Genomic DNA, 18,871 nt, shown 5'->3' on the forward strand with positions numbered 1-18,871 from the left:
TCAGGACAGCACTTCGCCGACCGTCAGCGCCAGGCCGTCATGCCACCACGCGGCGAAACTGAAGACGTTGGGCGCCTTGAGAATCGTGAAGTGGTTGCCCGGCCCGTACCACACCGCCAGATCGCTGACCTGCCGCTGCCAGCCTTCAAGCACCGCCGCCTGTTCGCGCTGATTGCCCCACTCGTCCAGCGTCGGGTCATCGACCAGTACCAGCCGCACCGGCCCGGTATAGGCCAGTCGCGGTTGATAGACCGTGCGCAAGGCGCTGGCGAAGGTGCGTACCGGGCCATGCATCGCGTCCGGCGCCGCGCGCTCCGACAACACCCCGGCGCGCACCATGCCGGCGTGCAGCAGACGCAGTTGCGTGGTGTCGTCGGCGTTGGCGAAGGTCGCAGGATCGATGCCCAGCGATTTGCCACAGGACAACTGCAGGGTGTCAATCAGCCGTTGCAGCGCGGCAGTGGCCGTGTGCGGCTTGCCCGCCGTGCCGTCACCGCCCGGTGCCTCGCTGTCGATCAAGGTCAGCGAAGCCACCTCGCGCCCGGCCGCCTGCAACTGCGCCGCCATGGCATGCGCGACCCAGCCGCCGAACGAATGGCCGATCAGGTGCAGCGGCCCCTGCGGGTGGATCTGCTCGATGGCTTGCAGGTAGAACGCGGCAGCGGCTTCGACCGCGCTGTGCGGCACACTGATGCCGTCCAGCCCGCGCGGTTGCAGGCCGATGATCGGCCATTCCGGGCCGATGGCCTCAGTCAGGTGAATGAACCCGGTGACACTGTCACCCGCCCCCGGCACACAGAAAATCGGCGCATGCCCCGACTGCCCGGTCTGAATCGTCAGCAGCGGTTGATACAGCGCCGGTTCCGGCGTCACCAGGGTTTCCAGCGCCTGGGTAATGGCCTGGCCAAGCGCTTGGATGTGCGGGTGCTTCATCATGGTCCGGTGGTCGCCGGGGATGTCGATGCAGCGCAGCAAGCCAATGTCGAAGCGCTCTTCCCAGCCGCGCGTCGGGCTCGGCAATGACTGGCCTTCCATCAGTTCCTGGGCACGGAACAGGTGGATCGGCTGGCTCGCCGGGCTGACCCGGTAATGCGCCAGCGCCAGACGATGCGCCGCTTCGCGATCAAAGTAATGCCAGGCATCCACCGCACTGACCGTGGCCAGTTCCGGATCGGTCAGTTGCTGCGCCTGACAGCGCTTGAACAGCTCGGGGAAATCCAGTTGTTCGACTTGCGCTTCCAGCGCTTGCACCGCCGCCAACGCCGCCTCGCTTTCAGCACCGAGCATCAGCGAACGCCCACGGCAATGGCCGAGCAACTGACGCTTGTCGAGGCCCTCGCCGCTCCACATCGTTTTGTCCTGGGCGAGCGGGTTTGGTGCATAGCTGTCGAGCATGCCGATGAATTCCACCGGTTCATCGAGACCGAGCAATTGCTGGGCGACCTCATGCGCCAGCACCCCGCCGAACGACCAGCCCGCCAGACGATACGGCCCGTGAGGCTGTACCGAGCGGATGATCCCGACCATGCGCTGCGCCATGCACTCAAGCGTGCGCAATTGCGCTTGCCCCAGCGGCACACCGGGCAGGCCGTAAATCGGGAACTCGCCACCGATGTGCTGGGCCAGCGTCGGGAAATATACGTCCCTGCCGCTGAATTCATGCATCAGAAACAGCGGCGTACCGTGCGCCCCGGCACGCACCACGACCAGCCCGTCAGGCTGACTGACCGCCTCGCCCTGACTGAGCAGCGCGGCGGCAGACTCGATGCTCGGATGCTGGAACAGCTCGGCCAGCGACAGTGGCAGCCCGGCCCGCTGCAGCAGATTGACCAGCTTCACCGCCAGCAACGAATGCCCGCCCAGTTCAAAGAAGTTGTCATGGCGACCGACCTGTTCGACGCCGAGGACTTCACCCCATATCTGCGCCAGCGCGGTTTCGACGTCACCCTGTGGCGCCACGTATGGGCGGTTGATCACGGCGTCCGCTCCCGGCTCCGGCAGGGCTTTGCGATCAATCTTGTCGTTTGGTGTCAGCGGCAAAGCGTCGAGCAACACGAACGCGCCCGGCACCATGTATTCCGGCAGGCGCTCCAGCACATGGCTGCGCAACGTCTCAAGACTCGGTGCTTCCACGCCGGAACGCACGGTGTACCAGGCCACCAGACGCTCATCACGGACCATCACCACCGCCTCGCGAATCGCCGGATGTTCGATCAGCCGCGCCTCGATTTCCCCCGGCTCCAAGCGCAAGCCCCGCAGCTTGATCTGGAAGTCGTTGCGACCAAGGAATTCCAGCTCGCCGTGATTGTTGTAGCGCGCCAGATCTCCCGTACGGTAAAGGCGATCACCCGCCACAAACGGGCTGTCGATGAAGCGCTCGGCCTGCATCTCCGGCAGTCCGTGATAACCACGCGCCACGCCGACGCCGCCAATGTGCAACTCACCACTGACGCCTTGCGGCACCGGCTGACCGTACGCATCGAGCACGTACAGCCGAGTGTTGCTCAAGGCTGTGCCGATCGGCACCACGTTGTCCGGCACCGGCATATGCGGCTCCAGCGTCCAGCCCGTGCTGTCCACCGTGGTTTCAGTCGGGCCATAAACGTTGTGCAAACGCACCCACGGCAGGCGATCACGCACCTGTCGCGCCAGTACCGCACTGAGTTCACCACCACCGTTGAGCACATCGGTCAGGCTGGTGCATTGCTCGACACCGTCCTGCTCAATGAACTGCTGCAACAGCGCCGGAACGAATTTGACTACGGTGACCTGCTGCTCACGAATGGTCTGCACCACATAGGCCGAATCGCGGTTGCCGTTCGGCCGCGCCAGCACCAGACGCATCCCGGAACACAGCGGCCAGAAGATCTCCCACACCGAACTGTCGAAGCTGAACGGTGCTTTTTGCAGCAACGCACCGTGTTCGGTCGGCGGCGAAATCTGCGAACCCCAATGCACCATGTTGCAGGCGCTGCGGTGTTCGATCATCACGCCCTTCGGCAGCCCGGTAGAACCGGAGGTGTAGATCATGTACGCAAGGTTCGAGGCGCTGAGGCCCGGCACTGACGAATCGTGATCCGGCAGGTGCTGCCAGGTACTGCGGTCAAGGTCGATCACCGTGGCGACCGCGTCATCGAACAACCCGCGAGTAGCGGTCTGCACCAGCACCGCAGTCGGCGCGCTGTCCTTGAGCATGTAGGCCAGACGCTCCACCGGATACCCCGGGTCCAGCGGCACATAGGCACCACCGGCCTTGAGGATGCCGAGCAGACCGACCACCAGATCCAACCCGCGCTCGACGCAGATCGCCACCCGCGCATCCGGCTGCACACCGAGTTCGCGCAGGTGCTGGGCCAAGCGGTTGGCGCGCTGATTGAGCTCGCGGTAGGTCAGGTTGCCTTGCGCGGACTGCAGCGCGACAGCGTCCGGTTTGCGCCGCACCTGCGCTTCGATCAAGCCATGCAACGGCTGCTCCAGCGGACAATCAACGGCGCTGGCATTGAAATCGACCAGCAAACGCTGCTGCTCCTGCGGTGCCAGCAACGGCACTCGCGCAAGCACCGCCTGATCATCGTTGACCAGCGCCGCCAGCAGCCGCTGGAAGTAGCCGACAAAACGCTGCACCGTCGCTTCATCGAACAACGCCGTGGCATAGCGCAACGAACCGCGAATCCCGTCGTGGGAATCGCCAAGACTCAGCGACAGGTCGAACTTCACAAAATGGCTGTCGCCGGCCACCCCTTCCAGGGTCAGGTCGCCGAGGGTCAGGCTCGGACCGTCGTTGTTGTCCCAACTGAGCATGGTCTGGAACAACGCGCTGTGCGACAGGCTGCGGACAGGCTTGCTGATGTCCACCACTTGCTCGAACGGCAGATCCTGATGCGCCTGAGCGTCCAGAGTCTGCGCCTTGACCCGCGCCAGCAGCGCCTCGCCGCTCGGCTCACCCGAGGTGTCGATGCGCAGCGCCAGGGTGTTGACGAACATGCCGATCAGGCCTTCGATCTCGGCGCGAGTGCGGTTGGCCACCGGCGAGCCGATCACCACGTCGCTCTGCCCGGACAACCGACTGAGCAACATCGCCCAGGCGCTCATGATCACCATGTACGGCGTCACCGCGCGACGCTGACACAAGGCTTTCAAACCGGCGCTCAAGTGTTGATCGAGCAGCAGGTCGACGCGGCTGCCGGAAAAGTCCTGCTGTGGCGGTCGCGGACGATCAGTGGGCAGGGTCAGCAGGGCTGGCGCGCCGGCCAGGGTCTGCTGCCAGTAATCGCTCTGACGCTGCAGCACCTCGCCACTGAGCCAGCGCCGTTGCCACACCGCGTAGTCGGTATATTGCAGCGCCAGCGGCGGCAGCGGATCGTCTTCGCCACGGCTGAACGCTTGATACAACGCGGCCAGCTCACGGGTCAGCACGCCCATCGACCAGCCATCGGCGATGATGTGGTGCAGCGTCAGCAACAGCACATGATGATCATCAGCCAGACGCACCAGACGTCCGCGCAGCAGCGCATCGTGCTGCAGATTGAACGAAGCGCAGACCTGTTCCTCGATCAGGCCGCGCAAGGCGTTATCAGCCTGCGGGTGCCGGCGCAGGTCTTCTACCGGCAGCAACAGACCGGTGTCGCCCGGCAGAATCAGCACCTGCGGCTGATCGTCGATCTGGCTGAAGCGGCTGCGCAGGGTTTCGTGTCGGGCGACGATGCGTGCCAGTGCCCGTTGCAGCGCGTCTTCATCCAGTCGACCGCGCAGGCGCAAACCGACCGGGATGTTGTAGGCGCTGTTGCCGCCATCCATCTGCGCCAGGAACCACAGACGTTGCTGGGCGAAGGACAGCGGCAATAGCTGATCACGCGGCGCCGGCAAAATCTCCGGCAAGGTGCTGCGCCCCGCCCGGCTCAGTACCTCGGCGACAGCGGCCAGCTCGGGGTTGGCGAACAGCTCGGCGAGTGTCAGCTCGACGCCCAACTGCTGGCGCACCTGCGACAGCATGCGCATCGCCAGCAACGAGTGCCCGCCCAGTTCGAAGAAGTTGTCGTGACGACCGACCTGTTCGAGCTGCAACAAGCCAGCCCAGATCCGCGCCAAATGGTCTTCCAGCGCCGAGATCGGCGCCACATACACCCGGCTGAGCAGCGCTGCCTGCGTCGGTGCCGGCAGCGCCTTGCGGTCGACCTTGCCGTTGTTGTTCAACGGCAGCACATCCAGTTGCACCCACGCGGTCGGCACCATGTATTCCGGCAGTCGTGCCAGCAACTGCGCGTGCAGATCGGCGCTGTCCAGGCGGCCGGCGTGCGCGGTGTAGTACGCCACCAGACGGGTGATGTCCTGACCATCGCGGCGCGCCAGTACCACGGCTTCCTTGATCCCCTGGCAGTTGAGCAGGCGGTTTTCGATTTCACCCAGTTCGATACGGAAACCACGAATCTTCACCTGATCGTCATTGCGCCCGATGCAATCGAGCTGCCCCGGCGCCAGCCAGCGTGCGAGGTCGCCCGTGCGATACAGCAGCGCGCCCGGCTGATCGCTGAACGGATCGCGCAGGAACTTCTCGGCGGTCAGATCGGCGCGGTTCAGGTAACCCAGCGCCACGCCCTGCCCGCCGATGTACAACTCGCCGGTCACGCCCATCGGCACCGGTTGCTGATGCGCGTCGAGCACATACACCTGGGTGTTGGAGATCGGCCCGCCAATCGGCACGCTCTCGGCGTTTTCCGCCACTTCACGCACTTCGAAGGTGGTGGCGTAAGTGGTGGTTTCGGTCGGGCCGTAGCAGTGCACGATGCGCAGCGCGGGCGCCTCGGCCAGCAGTCGACGGAACGCCGCCGGATCGCCACGCTCACCACCACACAACAGAATGCGCAAGCCTTTCAGCGCCTGCGGAATCAGCTGCACATACTGGTTGAACAGCGCCGTGGTGACGAACAGCACGGTCGCCCCGGAGGCGCTCAATTCATGGCCGAACGCGTTCGGATCAAGCAAGGTCTGGTGATCGATCACCACCACACGCCCGCCGTTGAGCAGCGGTCCCCAGATGTCCATGGTGCTGGCGTCGAACGCCGGGTTGGAGGCGAACACCACGCGGTCCTGCGCATTGAAATCGGCGTAACCGTTGTTCAGCACCAGGCGGCCGATGGCGCGGTGCGGGACCATCACGCCTTTCGGCGTGCCAGTGGAACCGGAGGTGTACATGATGTACGCCAGCGACTCCGAGGACTGCGCCAGATTCGGGTTGTGCGTCGGTTGGCCGCTGAGGGTCAAGCGGTCGAGGTCGATGCGTGGCGCAGCGTAGTCGATGACTTCACTGCTGAGGGTCAGCAACGCCGCCGCGTGACAGTCCTCGACCATGAACGCCTGCCGCTCGCTCGGCGCGTTGATGTCCAGCGGCACATAGGCCGCCGCGCATTTGGCAATCGCCAGTTGCGCCACCAGCAACTCCAGCGAGCGTGGCAGCAGGATCGCCACGTGGTCGCCGGGCTGCACGCCGTGGCTGATCAAGTGATGCGCCAGACGGTTGGCCTGGGCGTTCAGCTCAAAGTAGCTCAGCGAATGCTCGCCATGCACCGCCGCCACCGCTTTGGGATGCGCCGCTGCCTGTTGCTGGAAAATCCCGTGTACGGTCAGCGTTTGCGGATACTCGCGCGCCGTGGCGTTGAAGTCGTACAGCAAGCGCTGACGCTCAGACTCGGCGAGTAATTGCACCCGCTCCAGGACTGTCAGCTCATCGCTGACCATCGCCGCCAGCAGGCGCTGCAAGTAGCCGACATAACGCTCGACGGTCGCTTGATCGAACAACGCCGTGGCGTATTCCAGCGAACCGCGAATCACCCCGTTGACCTCACCCAGGGTCAAAGTCAGGTCGAACTTGGCCACCCGGCCCGGCGCGGCCACCCCTTCGAGGCGCAGATCGCCCAGCGCCAGGTGCGGGCCGACGCTGCTGTCCCAGCTCAGCGTGCTCTGGAACAACGGGCTGTGCGCCAGACTGCGCGCCGGCCGGGCGATTTCCACCACGTGCTCGAACGGCAGATCCTGATGCGCCTGCGCCTCCAGCGTGCGCGCCTTGACCCGCGCCAGCAGCGTGGCAACGCTCGGTTCACCCGAGGTGTCGATGCGCAGCGCCAGGGTGTTGACGAACATGCCGATCAGGCCTTCGATCTCAGCGCGGGTGCGGTTGGCCACCGGCGAGCCAATCACCACGTCTGACTGCCCAGACAGACGACTCAGCAACAGCGACCAGGCACTCATCAGGGTCATGAACAGGGTCACGCCGTGACGCTGACTCAAGGCTCTTAGCCCGGCACTTAGTTGCTCATCCAGGCGTACTTCGACGCTGCTGCCGGCAAAGTCCTGTTGTGGCGGACGCGGACGGTCGGTGGGCAGGGTCAGCAAGGCCGGCGCGCCGTCGAGGGTCTGCTGCCAGTAATCGCTCTGCCGCTGCAGCACTTCACCGCTGAGCCAGCGCCGCTGCCACACGGCGTAGTCGCCGTATTGCAGCGCAAGTGGCGGCAATGGATCCGGCTGACCGTGACTGAAGGCCTGATACAGCGCCATCAGCTCACGGGTCAGCACACCCATCGACCAACCGTCGGCGACGATGTGATGCACGGTCAGCAACAGCACATGGTGCTCGTCGGCCAGACGTACCAGACGTCCGCGAATCAGTGGATCGTGCTGCAGATCGAAGGCCGTCGCGGCTTCCTGCGCGAGCAGCGCCTGCACGCTGGCTTCGGCCTGCGGGTCTTGGCGCAGGTCTTCAATCGGCAACAGCAGACCGCTATCGACCGGCGCAATCAGCACCTGCGCCTGATCGTCGATGCTGACGAAACGGCTGCGCAGGGTTGCGTGCCGCGCAACGATCTGCGCCAGTGCGCGTTGCAGCGCTTCGCCGTCGAGTTGCCCGCGCAGGCGCAGGCCAAGCGGAATGTTGTACGCCGAGTTGCCACCGTCCATTTGCGCGAGGAACCACAGGCGCTGCTGGGCGAAGGACAGCGGCAGCGCTTGATCCGGCGCGGCCGCGACGATCTCTGGCAGCGTGCTGCGCCCGGCGCGGGTCAGCACCTCGGCCACCGCGCTGAGATGCGGATCGGCAAACAACTCGCTCAGGGGCAGTTCGACGCCCAGACGCTGGCGCACCTGCGACAGCATGCGCATCGCCAGCAACGAATGACCGCCGAGTTCGAAGAAGTGGTCATGGCGGCCGATCTGTTCGACTTGCAGGGTCTCGGCCCAGATCTGCGCCAGCGCGGTTTCCAGTTCACCTTGCGGCGCAACGTATTCACGGGTGAACAACGCCGCAGCATCCGGTTCGGGCAAGGCTTTGCGATCAACCTTGCCGTTGTTGTTCAGCGGCAAGGCATCGAGCTGCACCCAGGCACTCGGCACCATGTATTCCGGCAATTGCGTCTGCAAATGCTCACGCAGGCCAGCCAGTTCCAGCGTGCCGTCGTGCGCGGTGTAGTAGGCCACCAGCCGCAGCGGTTCCTGACCATCGCGCCGGGCGAGCACCACCGCTTCGTTGATCCCCGGATAGCTCAGCAAACGATTTTCGATCTCGCCGAGTTCGATGCGGAAACCACGGATTTTCACCTGATCGTCATTGCGTCCGATGCAGTCGAGCTGCCCCGGTGCCAGCCAGCGCACGAGGTCGCCAGTCCGGTAGAGCAACGCGCCCGGTTGGTCGCTGAACGGATCGGGCAGGAATTTTTCCGCCGTCAGATCGGCACGGTTCAAGTAACCGAGGGCCACGCCCTGCCCGCCGATGTACAACTCGCCGGTCACGCCCATCGGCACCGGTTGCTGATGCGCGTCGAGCACGTACACCTGAGTGTTGGAGATCGGCCCGCCAATCGGCACGCTCTCGGCGTTTTCCGCCACTTCGTGCACTTCAAACGTGGTGGCGTAAGTGGTGGTTTCGGTCGGGCCGTAGCAATGCACGATGCGCAACTGTGGCGCCTCGGCCCGCAAGCGACGGAAGCTTGCCGGATCGCCGCGTTCACCGCCGCACAGAACCATGCGCAAGCCTTTCAGGGCCTGCGGAATCAGTTGCACGTACTGGTTGAACAGCGCGGTGGTGACAAACAGGATTGTCGCGCCGCTGGCGCTCAATTCGCGACCGAATGCGTTCGGATCCAGCAGGGTCTGGTGATCGATCACCACCACGCGTCCGCCGTTGAGCAGCGGCCCCCAGATGTCCATGGTGCTGGCGTCGAACGCCGGGTTGGACGCAAACGCCACGCGATCCTGCGGGTTGAAATCGGCGTAGCCGTTGTTCAGCACCAGACGAGCGATGCCACGGTGCGGCACCATCACCCCCTTCGGCGTACCGGTGGAACCGGAGGTGTACATGATGTACGCCAGCGTCTCCGAGGACTGCGCCAGGTTCGGGTTGTGCGCAGGCTGGTCGTTCAGCATCAGGACATCCAGATCAATGCGCTGCAGTGGATAGTCGATATTTTCGCCACGCAGGGTCAGCAACGCCACGGCGCGGCTGTCTTCGAGCATGAACGCCTGCCGCTCGCTCGGCGCGTTGATGTCCAGCGGCACATAGGCCGCTGCGCACTTGGCAACCGCCAACTGCGCGAGCAACAGCTCCCGCGAGCGCGGCAGCAGGATCGCCACCTGAGCGCCCGGCTGTACGCCTTGAGCGATCAGGTAGTGGGCCAAGCGGTTGGCCCGATCATTCAAATCGCCATAAATCGACGTTTGCCCGCCATGCACCACAGCGATGGCGTGTGGATCTGCCGCCACTTGCCTTTCGAACAATGCGTGCACGGTCAGCGCACGTGGGTATTCCCGCTCGGTGGTGTTGAACTCGACCAGCAATTGCCGGCGTTCGTCCGGCGCCAGAATCGACACTTGATCAATGCTCAGTTGCGGTGTCTGTTCCAGTGCCTGCAGCAGGATGCTCACCGCCCGTTGCAGGTACTCGCAGATGCGTGCGGGATCGATGCCGGGGGCAGCCAGTGCAGTGAAGCCGAAACCTTCGCCGAGGTCATCGACACTCACGCTCAACTGGTAATTGGTGTGCTCCTGGGTATTGAGCAACTGCATGCCTTGCCACGCGTTCGCCGCCTCCGGGGAAGGCGTGCCGGCAGTTGCGCTGTGGCGATAGTTGAACAGCGTGCTGAATAACGGCGTGCCGGCGGGCATACCACTGCAACGCTGGGCCAGCGCCAATTGCGCATGCTCATGTTGCAGCAGCGCGTTCAACTGTTGGTGGGTGGCGAGCGCGGCTTCCTGCGCCGAGCGTTGCCCGAGATCGACGCGCAGCGGCAAGGTGTTGATGAACACCCCCAGCGCGCGTTCGGCGCCCTCGCCCGCCTGCAACCGCCCCAGCAACACGGTGCCGAACACCACCGCGTCTCGCCCGGAGAGTTTTCCCAGCACCTGCGCCCAGGCCAGATGCATCAGGCTCGCGGCGCTGATCCCCAGACGCCGGGCCTTGGCCCTGACGCGCTGACTCAGATCGAGGTCGAGTACCCGTCGTGCTTCTGCGGCGTGGCCCTCGGCAATGCTCTGCTGGCCGTACGGCGCGCTCGGTTCGCTGATGTCACCGAGCATTTCGCGGAAGAACGCTTCATGCGCCTGATCACTGATTGCGCCACGGCTGTGCGCCACATAATTGCGATACGGCACCGGTTCGGCCAGACGTTGCGGCTGGCCGCTGAGGAACGCCTGCATCTCGTGTTGCAGCACCTCCAGCGCCACGTGGTCCATCACCAGGTGATGGAACAACAACAACGCCACTACCCGCTGATTGGCTGAATCCCAGGCGTGCATCACGCGCATCAGCGGCGCCTGATTGACGGCCATGCGGTACTGCGCAGCGTCGAAACGCCGGCGCAATTGCTCGAGTACATCGCCGTCCGTGCCATTCAGCTCCAGCGCTTCGCACGCCAGCGGCGCCTCACGCCAGACCACTTGCACCGGGTCTTGCAGCCCGTCCCAGAACAGCGAAGTGCGCAGGATGTCGTGGCGCTGGATTACGTTCTGCAAGGCTTGGGTGAAGCTGTTCAGGCGTTGCTCATCGGCAAACGCGAACTGCGCCTGCAACACATACGGATCGCCCTGGGCGGCGGACAGGTGATGAAAGAGGATGCCGGTCTGCAACGGCGCCAGCGGGTAAATATCCTGCACGTTGGCCACACCGCCGGGGATGCTGGCGACGATGCGGTCGATGCTCGGCTGGTCGAGCGCCACCAGTGGCAGCAGCTCGGGGGTGATGCGCGCGCAGTCCGCAGTGATCAGGTTGGCCGCGACTTCGGCTTCCGGTTCACCGCCCACGGCAGCGGCCAGCGCGGCGACGGTCGGCTGGTTGAACAGCACGCGAATGTCGGCGCTCAGGCCGGCACGGCGCATCCGCGCCACCAGATTCACCGCCAGCAGCGAGTGACCACCGAGTTCGAAGAAATGGTCGTGGCGCCCTACCCGCTCAACCTTGAGCAATTCAGCCCAGAGCTGCGCGAGCGCGGTTTCCACTTCGCCGACCGGGGCTTCGTATTCACGGGCGGTCAGCGTCGCCAGATCCGGGGCCGGCAGTGCCTTGCGGTCGAGTTTGCCGTTGGGGCTCAGCGGCAATGCATCGAGATGCACGAACACTGCAGGCACCATGTAGTCCGGCAGGTGCTCAAGCAAATGGCTGCGCAGTGTTTCGACTTCCAGCGGTGCGCCGGTGTAGTACGCGACCAGACGCTTGTCGCCCGGCACGTCTTCGCGGGCCAATACGGCGGCTTCCTGCACGCCATCGATCTGGGTCAGGCGTGCCTGAATCTCGCCGAGTTCGATGCGCAGGCCACGGATCTTCACCTGATCGTCGTTGCGGCCCAGGTATTCAATGTTGCCGTCCGGCAGGTAACGCGCGACGTCGCCGGTGCGGTACATCCGCCCATTGGCCTGGAACGGATCGGTGAGGAAGCGTTCGGCGTTCAATTGCGGGCGATTCAGATAACCACGCGCCACCTGCACGCCACCGATGTACAGCTCGCCGACCACGCCGTGCGGCACCGGTTGTTGCTGGGCATCGAGGATGTACATCCGGGTGTTGGCGATCGGTTTGCCGATCGGCGTGTTGTCTGGCGTTTGTTCCAGCGGCCCGGCACAGTTCCACGCGGTCACGTCCACCGCGGCTTCGGTCGGGCCGTAGAGGTTGTGCAATTGGCTGCCCGGCAGTTGCTGCTTGAAACGCCGCACCACGCTGCCCGGCAACGCTTCGCCGCTGCACATGACTTGCCGCAGGCTGGCGCAACGCGCGGTGTCAGCATGAGCGAGAAATACATCGAGCATCGACGGGACAAAGTGCAACGTGGTGATGTGTTCGCGTTCGATAATTTCGCTGAGGTATTGCGGATCCTTGTGCCCTTCAGGTCGGGCCATGACCAATCGGGCGCCAGTCATCAACGGCCAGAAAAACTCCCAGACCGACACGTCGAAGCTGAACGGGGTTTTCTGCAACACCGTGTCGCTGGAGGTCAGTTGATAGGCGTCCTGCATCCACAGCAAGCGGTTGACCACCCCGGCATGTTCGTTGATCACGCCTTTCGGTTGGCCGGTGGAGCCGGAGGTGTAGATCACGTAGGCGGTGTGCTGCGGGGTCAATTCAGCGAGCGAAAGGTTTTCCGTCGCCAGCGATTGCCAATGCGGCAGATCCAGATCGATCACCGGCACGCCAACGTCACCGAGCAACAAACGCGTCGAACCCTGCACCAGCACCGCCAGCGGCGCGCTGTCCTCGAGCATGTAGGCCAGTCGTTCCAGCGGATACGCCGGGTCCAGCGGCACATAACCGCTGCCGGCCTTGAGGATCGCCAGCAGCCCGACCACCATGTCCAGACCACGCTCGACGCAGAGCGCCACCCGCGCATCCGGCCCTACGCCCAACTCACGCAGGTGCCGCGCCAGTTGATTGGCTCGGGCGTTGAGTTCGGCGTAGCTCAGTTGCTGCTCACCCGCGATCACGGCGGGCGCCAGCGGCGAGCGCACCACTTGCGCCTCGAACAAGCCGTGAATGGTCTGCTCAAGGTTGTAATCGACCGCCGTGGCATTGAACTCGACCAACAAGCGCTGCTGTTCTTCCTGCGCCAGCAGCGGCGCCTGTTCCAGCAGCGCCTGATCGTTGGCGACCATCGCCTGCAACAGGCGCTGGAAATAACCGACGAAGCGCTCGACCGTGCTCTGGTCGAACAACGCCGTGGCGTATTCCAGCGATCCGCGAATGCTGCCGTTGGACTCACTGAGGCTCAGCGACAGGTCGAACTTGGCAAAGTGGCTCGGCTCGGCCACGCCTTCCAGCGTCAGTTCACCGAGGGCCAGCGCCGGGCTTTCGAGGCCATCCCAACTGAGCAAGGTCTGGAACAACGGGCTGTGCGCCAGGCTGCGCACCGGCCGGGTGATTTCCACCACTTGCTCGAACGGTAGATCCTGATGCGCCTGCGCTTGCAGGGTTTGCGCCTTGACCCGCGCCAGCAGCGCTTCGACGCTCAGCTCGCCGGAGGTGTCGATGCGCAGCGCCAGGGTGTTGACGAACATGCCGATCAGGCCTTCGATTTCGGCGCGGGTGCGGTTGGCCACCGGCGAACCGATCACCACTTCCGCCTGCCCGGACAAGCGACTGAGCAGCATCGCCCAGGCACTCATCAGCGTCATGTACAGGGTCACGCCGTGGCGCTGGCCCAAGGCTTTGAGCCCGGCGCTAAGGCGCTCGTCGAGCACGACGGCGACACTGCTGCCGGCATAGTCCTGCTGCGCCGGGCGCAGCCGATCGGTCGGCAGCATCAGCAGCGCCGGGGCGCCGGCCAGGTTCTGTTGCCAGTATTCGCTCTGGCGTTGCAGCACCTCGCCGCTGAGCCAGCGCCGCTGCCACACCGCGTAGTCGGTGTATTGCAGCGCCAGCGGCGGCAATGGATCCGGCTGACCGTGACTGAACGCCTGATACAGCGCCATCAGTTCGCGGGTCAAAACGCCCATCGACCAACCGTCAGAGATGATGTGGTGCAGGGTCAGCAACAGCACATGGTGATCATCCGCCAACCGCACCAGTCGCCCGCGAATCAACGGATCGTCCTGCAAGTCGAACGGCCCCGAAGCTTCGCCCTGAATCAGCGCCTGCAGGGTTTCGTCGGGTTGCGGGTGCTGGCGCAGGTCTTCGACCCGCAGCAGCAGACCGGTGTCCACCGGGGCAATCAGCACCTGCGCTTCGTCGTTGAATTGCGCGAAGCGGCTGCGCAGGGTTTCGTGGCGGGCGACGATCCGCGCCAGCGCGCGTTGCAGCGCCGCGTCGTCGAGACGGCCACGCAGCCGCATCGCCACGGGAATGTTGTAGGCGGTGTTGGCGCCTTCCATTTGCGCGAGGAACCACAGGCGTTGCTGGGCGAACGACAGCGGCAACGCGCCGTCACGCGGGACCGGCACGATCTGCGGTTGCGCACAGCGTCCGGCCTCGTTCAGCACTGCCGCGACAGCCGCCAGTTCGGCGTTGGCAAACAGATCGCTCAGCGCCAGCTCGACACCCAGGCGCTGGCGCACTTGCGAGACCATGCGCATCGCCAGCAACGAATGCCCGCCGAGTTCAAAAAAGTGATCCTGCCGCCCGACCCGCTCGACCTGCAGCACGTCGGCCCAAATCTGCGCCAGCGCGGTTTCCACCTCGCCTTCGGGCGCTGCGTACTCGCGGGTGAACAGCGCCGCCAGATCCGGCGCCGGCAAGGCCTTGCGGTCGACCTTGCCATTGGCGGTCAGCGGCAGCGCGGCGAGTTTGACGAACGCGGTCGGCACCATGTACTCCGGCAACCGGCTGAGCAGTTGCGCGCGCAACTCGCCCACCGGCAGCGCTTCGACCTGCGCCTGCTCGGTGAAGTAGGCCACCAGTCGCGGCTGGCCGGGTTGATCTTCGCGGGCCAGCAGCACCGCTTCCTGAATCCCCGGCAACTGGTTGAGGCAGGTTTCGATCTCGCCCAGCTCGATGCGCACGCCACGGATCTTCACCTGATCGTCGTTGCGCCCCAGGTACTCGATGTTGCCGTCTTCACGCCAGCGTGCAAGGTCGCCGGTGCGGTACATCCGCGCGTTCGGCGCGCGGCTGAACGGGTCACGCAGAAAGCGTTCGGCAGTCATGTCCGGGCGATTCAGGTAGCCACGGGCGACCCCGGCACCGCCGACGTACAGTTCACCGGCAACGCCAAGCGGCACCGGTCGCTGTTGTTCGTCGAGCAGGTACACCGTGGCATTGCTCAGCGGTTTGCCGATGTGCAGCGCGTCGCCGCTTTGCACCAAACCTGAGGTGGCGACAACTGTGGCCTCGGTCGGGCCATAGTTGTTGATCACGTCGAAATGCTGGTTGCGATTGAACTGACGCAAGCGGTCGCCGCCGATCAGCAACGTGCGCAGGGTCGGGTGTTCGAGGTTCTGGCTGAAGGCGTATTCGGCCACCGGCGTCGGCAGGAAGCTCACGTCCAGCGGCTGCGCGCACCACCACGCGAGCAAGGCATCGATGTCCTCGCCGCCGTCGTGGGTCGGCGCCAGATGCAGGGTCGCGCCCGCACACAACGCCGGCCAGACTTCCCAGGCCATCGCATCGAAGCCGAACCCGGCCAGGCTTGAGGTGTGACGCCCGGCACACAGGTCGAACGCGGTGCAGTGCCAGTCGACCAGATTGCTCAAAGTGTGATGCTCGACCATCACTCCCTTGGGCAGGCCGGTGGAACCGGAGGTGTAGATCACGTAGGCCAGGTTTTCGGTACTCAGGCCGGGAACGCGCGGATTATGGGTCACGCCCTGCGGCCAGTTGCAGCGGTCGAGTTCGAGTACCGGCACGGTCAGCGCCGGCAAACGTTCGCGCAGATTGCTTTGAGTCAGCACCGCCACCGGCGCGCTGTCGTCGAGCAGGTAGTTCAAGCGCTCCGCCGGGTGCGCCGGGTCAATCGGCACGTAACCGGCGCCGGCCTTGAGGATCGCCACCAGTCCGACCAGGGCGTCCAGCCCACGGCGGGCGACGATCGCCACGCGATCATCCGGTTTCACGCCCAGGCCGATCAGGTGATGCGCCAAGGCGTTGGCCTGGCGATTGAGTTCGGCGTAGGTCAGTTGCACGTCGGCAAACACTGCCGCCAGCGCCTCAGGCTGCTCGGCCACCTGCGCCTCGAAACGCTGCTGGATGGTCTGTGCCGTCGGGAAATCCACATGGGTGGCATTGAAGCCGAGCAGCACCTGTTCAAGCTCTGCCGCCGGCAGAATCGGCAGTTGGTTGATCGGTGTCTGCGGCGCCTGCTCCAGCCCGAGCACGAGGTTTTCCAGCGCGCAGTGCAGGTAATCGCAGATGCGCTGCGGATCGGTCTGGGTGCTGGCCAGCAGGGTCAGGCTGAAGGCATCACCGAGGTCATCGACACTCATCGTCAGCGGATAGTTGCTGCGCTCTTCGGAGTGCAACGTGGAGATACCGTCCCACGCCGCGAGAGTTTCAGCACTGGCGGCGGCCACGTTGTGGCTGTGGCGATAATTGAGCAGCGTGCTGAACAGCGGCGTCGGCGCCACCACGTGACTGCAGCGCTGAGCCAAGGCCAGCGGTGCGTGTTCGTGACGCATCAGCGTGGTCAACCGGGCGTGGGTGGCGTTGACCGCCGCGCGCACGTCCTGCCCGTCGATGTTCACCCGCAACGGCAAGGTGTTGATGAAAATCCCCAGCGCCCGGTCAATCGCTTCGGCGCCCTGCATGCGGCCCATCAGCACGGTGCCGAATACCACTTGCTGCTTGCCGGTCAGCGCGGCCAGCACTTGCGCCCAGCCGAGGTGGAACAGGCTGGCGACACTGACGCCGAGCGTCCGTGCCTGCGCCCGCAGACGCCGGCCCAATAGCGCCGCGACCGGCACGCTGAGTTCGACGATTTCGCTGCCGTCACCCTGCACGTCCTGCAGGCCGTAAGGCAGCGTCGGTTCGTCGATGTCGCTGAGCATCTCGCGGAAGAACGCCTCGTGCTCGGCCTCGCTGACGCCCAGACGCGCCTGCGCCACGTAGTTGCGAAACGGCACCGGGCGCCCGAGCAGTTCACGCTGCCCGGTGAGGCAGGCGCGCATTTCGTGGCGCACCACGTCGAGGGCCGAGTGGTCGAGCGCCATGTGATGGAACAGCAGCGTGGCGATCACCCGTTGCCCGGCTTCATCCCAGGCGTGGGCCAGACGCATCAGTGGCGCCTGGGTAACGTCGAGGCGGAAGTGCCGGGCGTCGAAACGCTCATGCAGATACGCCAGAACGTCGCTGGCGGGTTCTGGCAGCGTCACTTCTTCCACCGGCAGTTCGGCCCGGCGCCAGACCACCTGCACCGGCGCGTCCAGCCCTGCCCAATGCACAGCGGTGCGCAGAATGTCATGGCGATCGATCACGCTTTGCAGCGCTTGAGCGAACGCTTGAAAACGCTCGCGGCTGGCAAAGGCGAAATGCGATTGCATGACATACGGATCGCCGTCACCGCCACTGACGTGGTGATACAGGATGCCTTCCTGCAACGGCGCCAGCGGGTAGATGTCCTGCACGTTGGCCGCGCCGCCAGGGACTTGTGCGACGAGGTGGTCGATGGTGGTTTGATCGAGTTCGACCAGCGTCAGCATCGCCGGGGTGATGCGCGTGGTGCCCGCAACGATGCCGTTGGCCGGCACCTCGACCTGGCCATGCTTGCTGGCCGAGTACTGCCCGGCCTTGATCAGCTCGATCAGCGCCGGTTTGTGCTCGCGCAACAGCGCCAGCAACGTCGGGTCGTTCAACGCCTGCTTGTTGCCGTTGACCCGCAATTGGTCGTCCGCGACCGCCAGCTGGATATCTTTAGCCTTCAATGTGGCCAACAGTTCGATCACGTTCACAGGACGATCTCCATTCGTTCGGTAATTGCGGCGTAGCCTGCCAAGGTCGGATGTTCGAACAGCGACCTGACATCGGCTTCCATGCCTTCCTGACGCAGCCGGCCGATCAGACTGACCGCCAGCAGCGAGTGACCACCCAGTTCAAAGAAATGATCGTGGCGCCCTACCCGCTCGACGTTGAGCAACTCTGCCCAGAGCCGTGCGAGGGTGATTTCGACGTCGCCCACCGGGGCTTCGTATTCGCGCACCGGCAATGCCGCCTGATCCGGGGCCGGCAGCGCCTTGCGGTCGAGTTTTCCGTTGGGGCTGAGCGGCAATGCATCGAGGTGCACGAACAGCGCGGGCACCATGTAGTCCGGCAAGTTTTCCAGCAGATGGCTGCGCAGCGTTTCGACTTCCAGCGGTGCGCCGGTGTAGTACGCCACCAGACGCTTGTCGCCGGATGCATCTTCGCGGGCGAGCACGGCGGCTTCCTGAATGCCGTCGATCTGGGTCAGACGTGCCTGGATTTCACCGAGTTCGATGCGCAGGCCACGGATCTTCACCTGGTCGTCGTTACGGCCCAGGTATTCGATATTGCCGTCCGCCAGATAGCGGGCGACGTCGCCGGTGCGGTACATCCGCCCATTGGCCTGGAACGGATCGGTGAGGAAGCGTTCGGCGTTCAATTGCGGGCGATTCAGATAACCACGCGCCACCTGCACGCCACCGATGTACAGCTCGCCGACCACGCCGTGCGGCACCGGTTGCTGCTGGGCATCGAGGATGTACATGCGGGTGTTGGCGATCGGTTTGCCGATCGGCGTGTTGTCTGGCGTTTGTTCCAGCGGCCCGGCACAATTCCACGCGGTCACGTCCACCGCGGCTTCGGTCGGGCCGTAGAGGTTGTGCAGTTCGCTGCCCGGCAGTTGCTGTTTGAAACGCCGCACCACGCTGCCCGGCAACGCTTCGCCGCTGCACATGACTTGCCGCAGGCTGCTGCAGCGTGCGGTGTCAGCATGAGCGAGAAATACATCGAGCATCGACG

The 18,871-nt window shown here is 64.7% G+C and carries 2 protein-coding genes (1 of these 2 cut by a window edge); both read right to left on the reverse strand.

What is annotated here, in order from left to right:
- Complete coding sequence (locus KCG87_RS24500; RefSeq protein ID WP_210559032.1) at positions 1 to 17,844, reverse strand: non-ribosomal peptide synthase/polyketide synthase; 17,844 nt, start codon at positions 17,842 to 17,844, stop codon at positions 1 to 3.
- A protein-coding gene (locus KCG87_RS24505) for a non-ribosomal peptide synthetase (protein WP_210559033.1) crosses the window boundary here: on the reverse strand, positions 17,841 to 18,871 show its end. It continues 11,983 nt past the right edge of the window; 1,031 of the gene's 13,014 nt are visible here — the last part of the coding sequence; the start codon falls outside the window, past its right edge; its stop codon occupies positions 17,841 to 17,843. Before KCG87_RS24505 ends, KCG87_RS24500 begins: the two co-directional genes overlap by 4 nt.

Origin of the sequence: Pseudomonas sp. MWU347 (assembly GCF_017947305.1) — a bacterium.
GTDB lineage: Bacteria > Pseudomonadota > Gammaproteobacteria > Pseudomonadales > Pseudomonadaceae > Aquipseudomonas > Aquipseudomonas putida_A.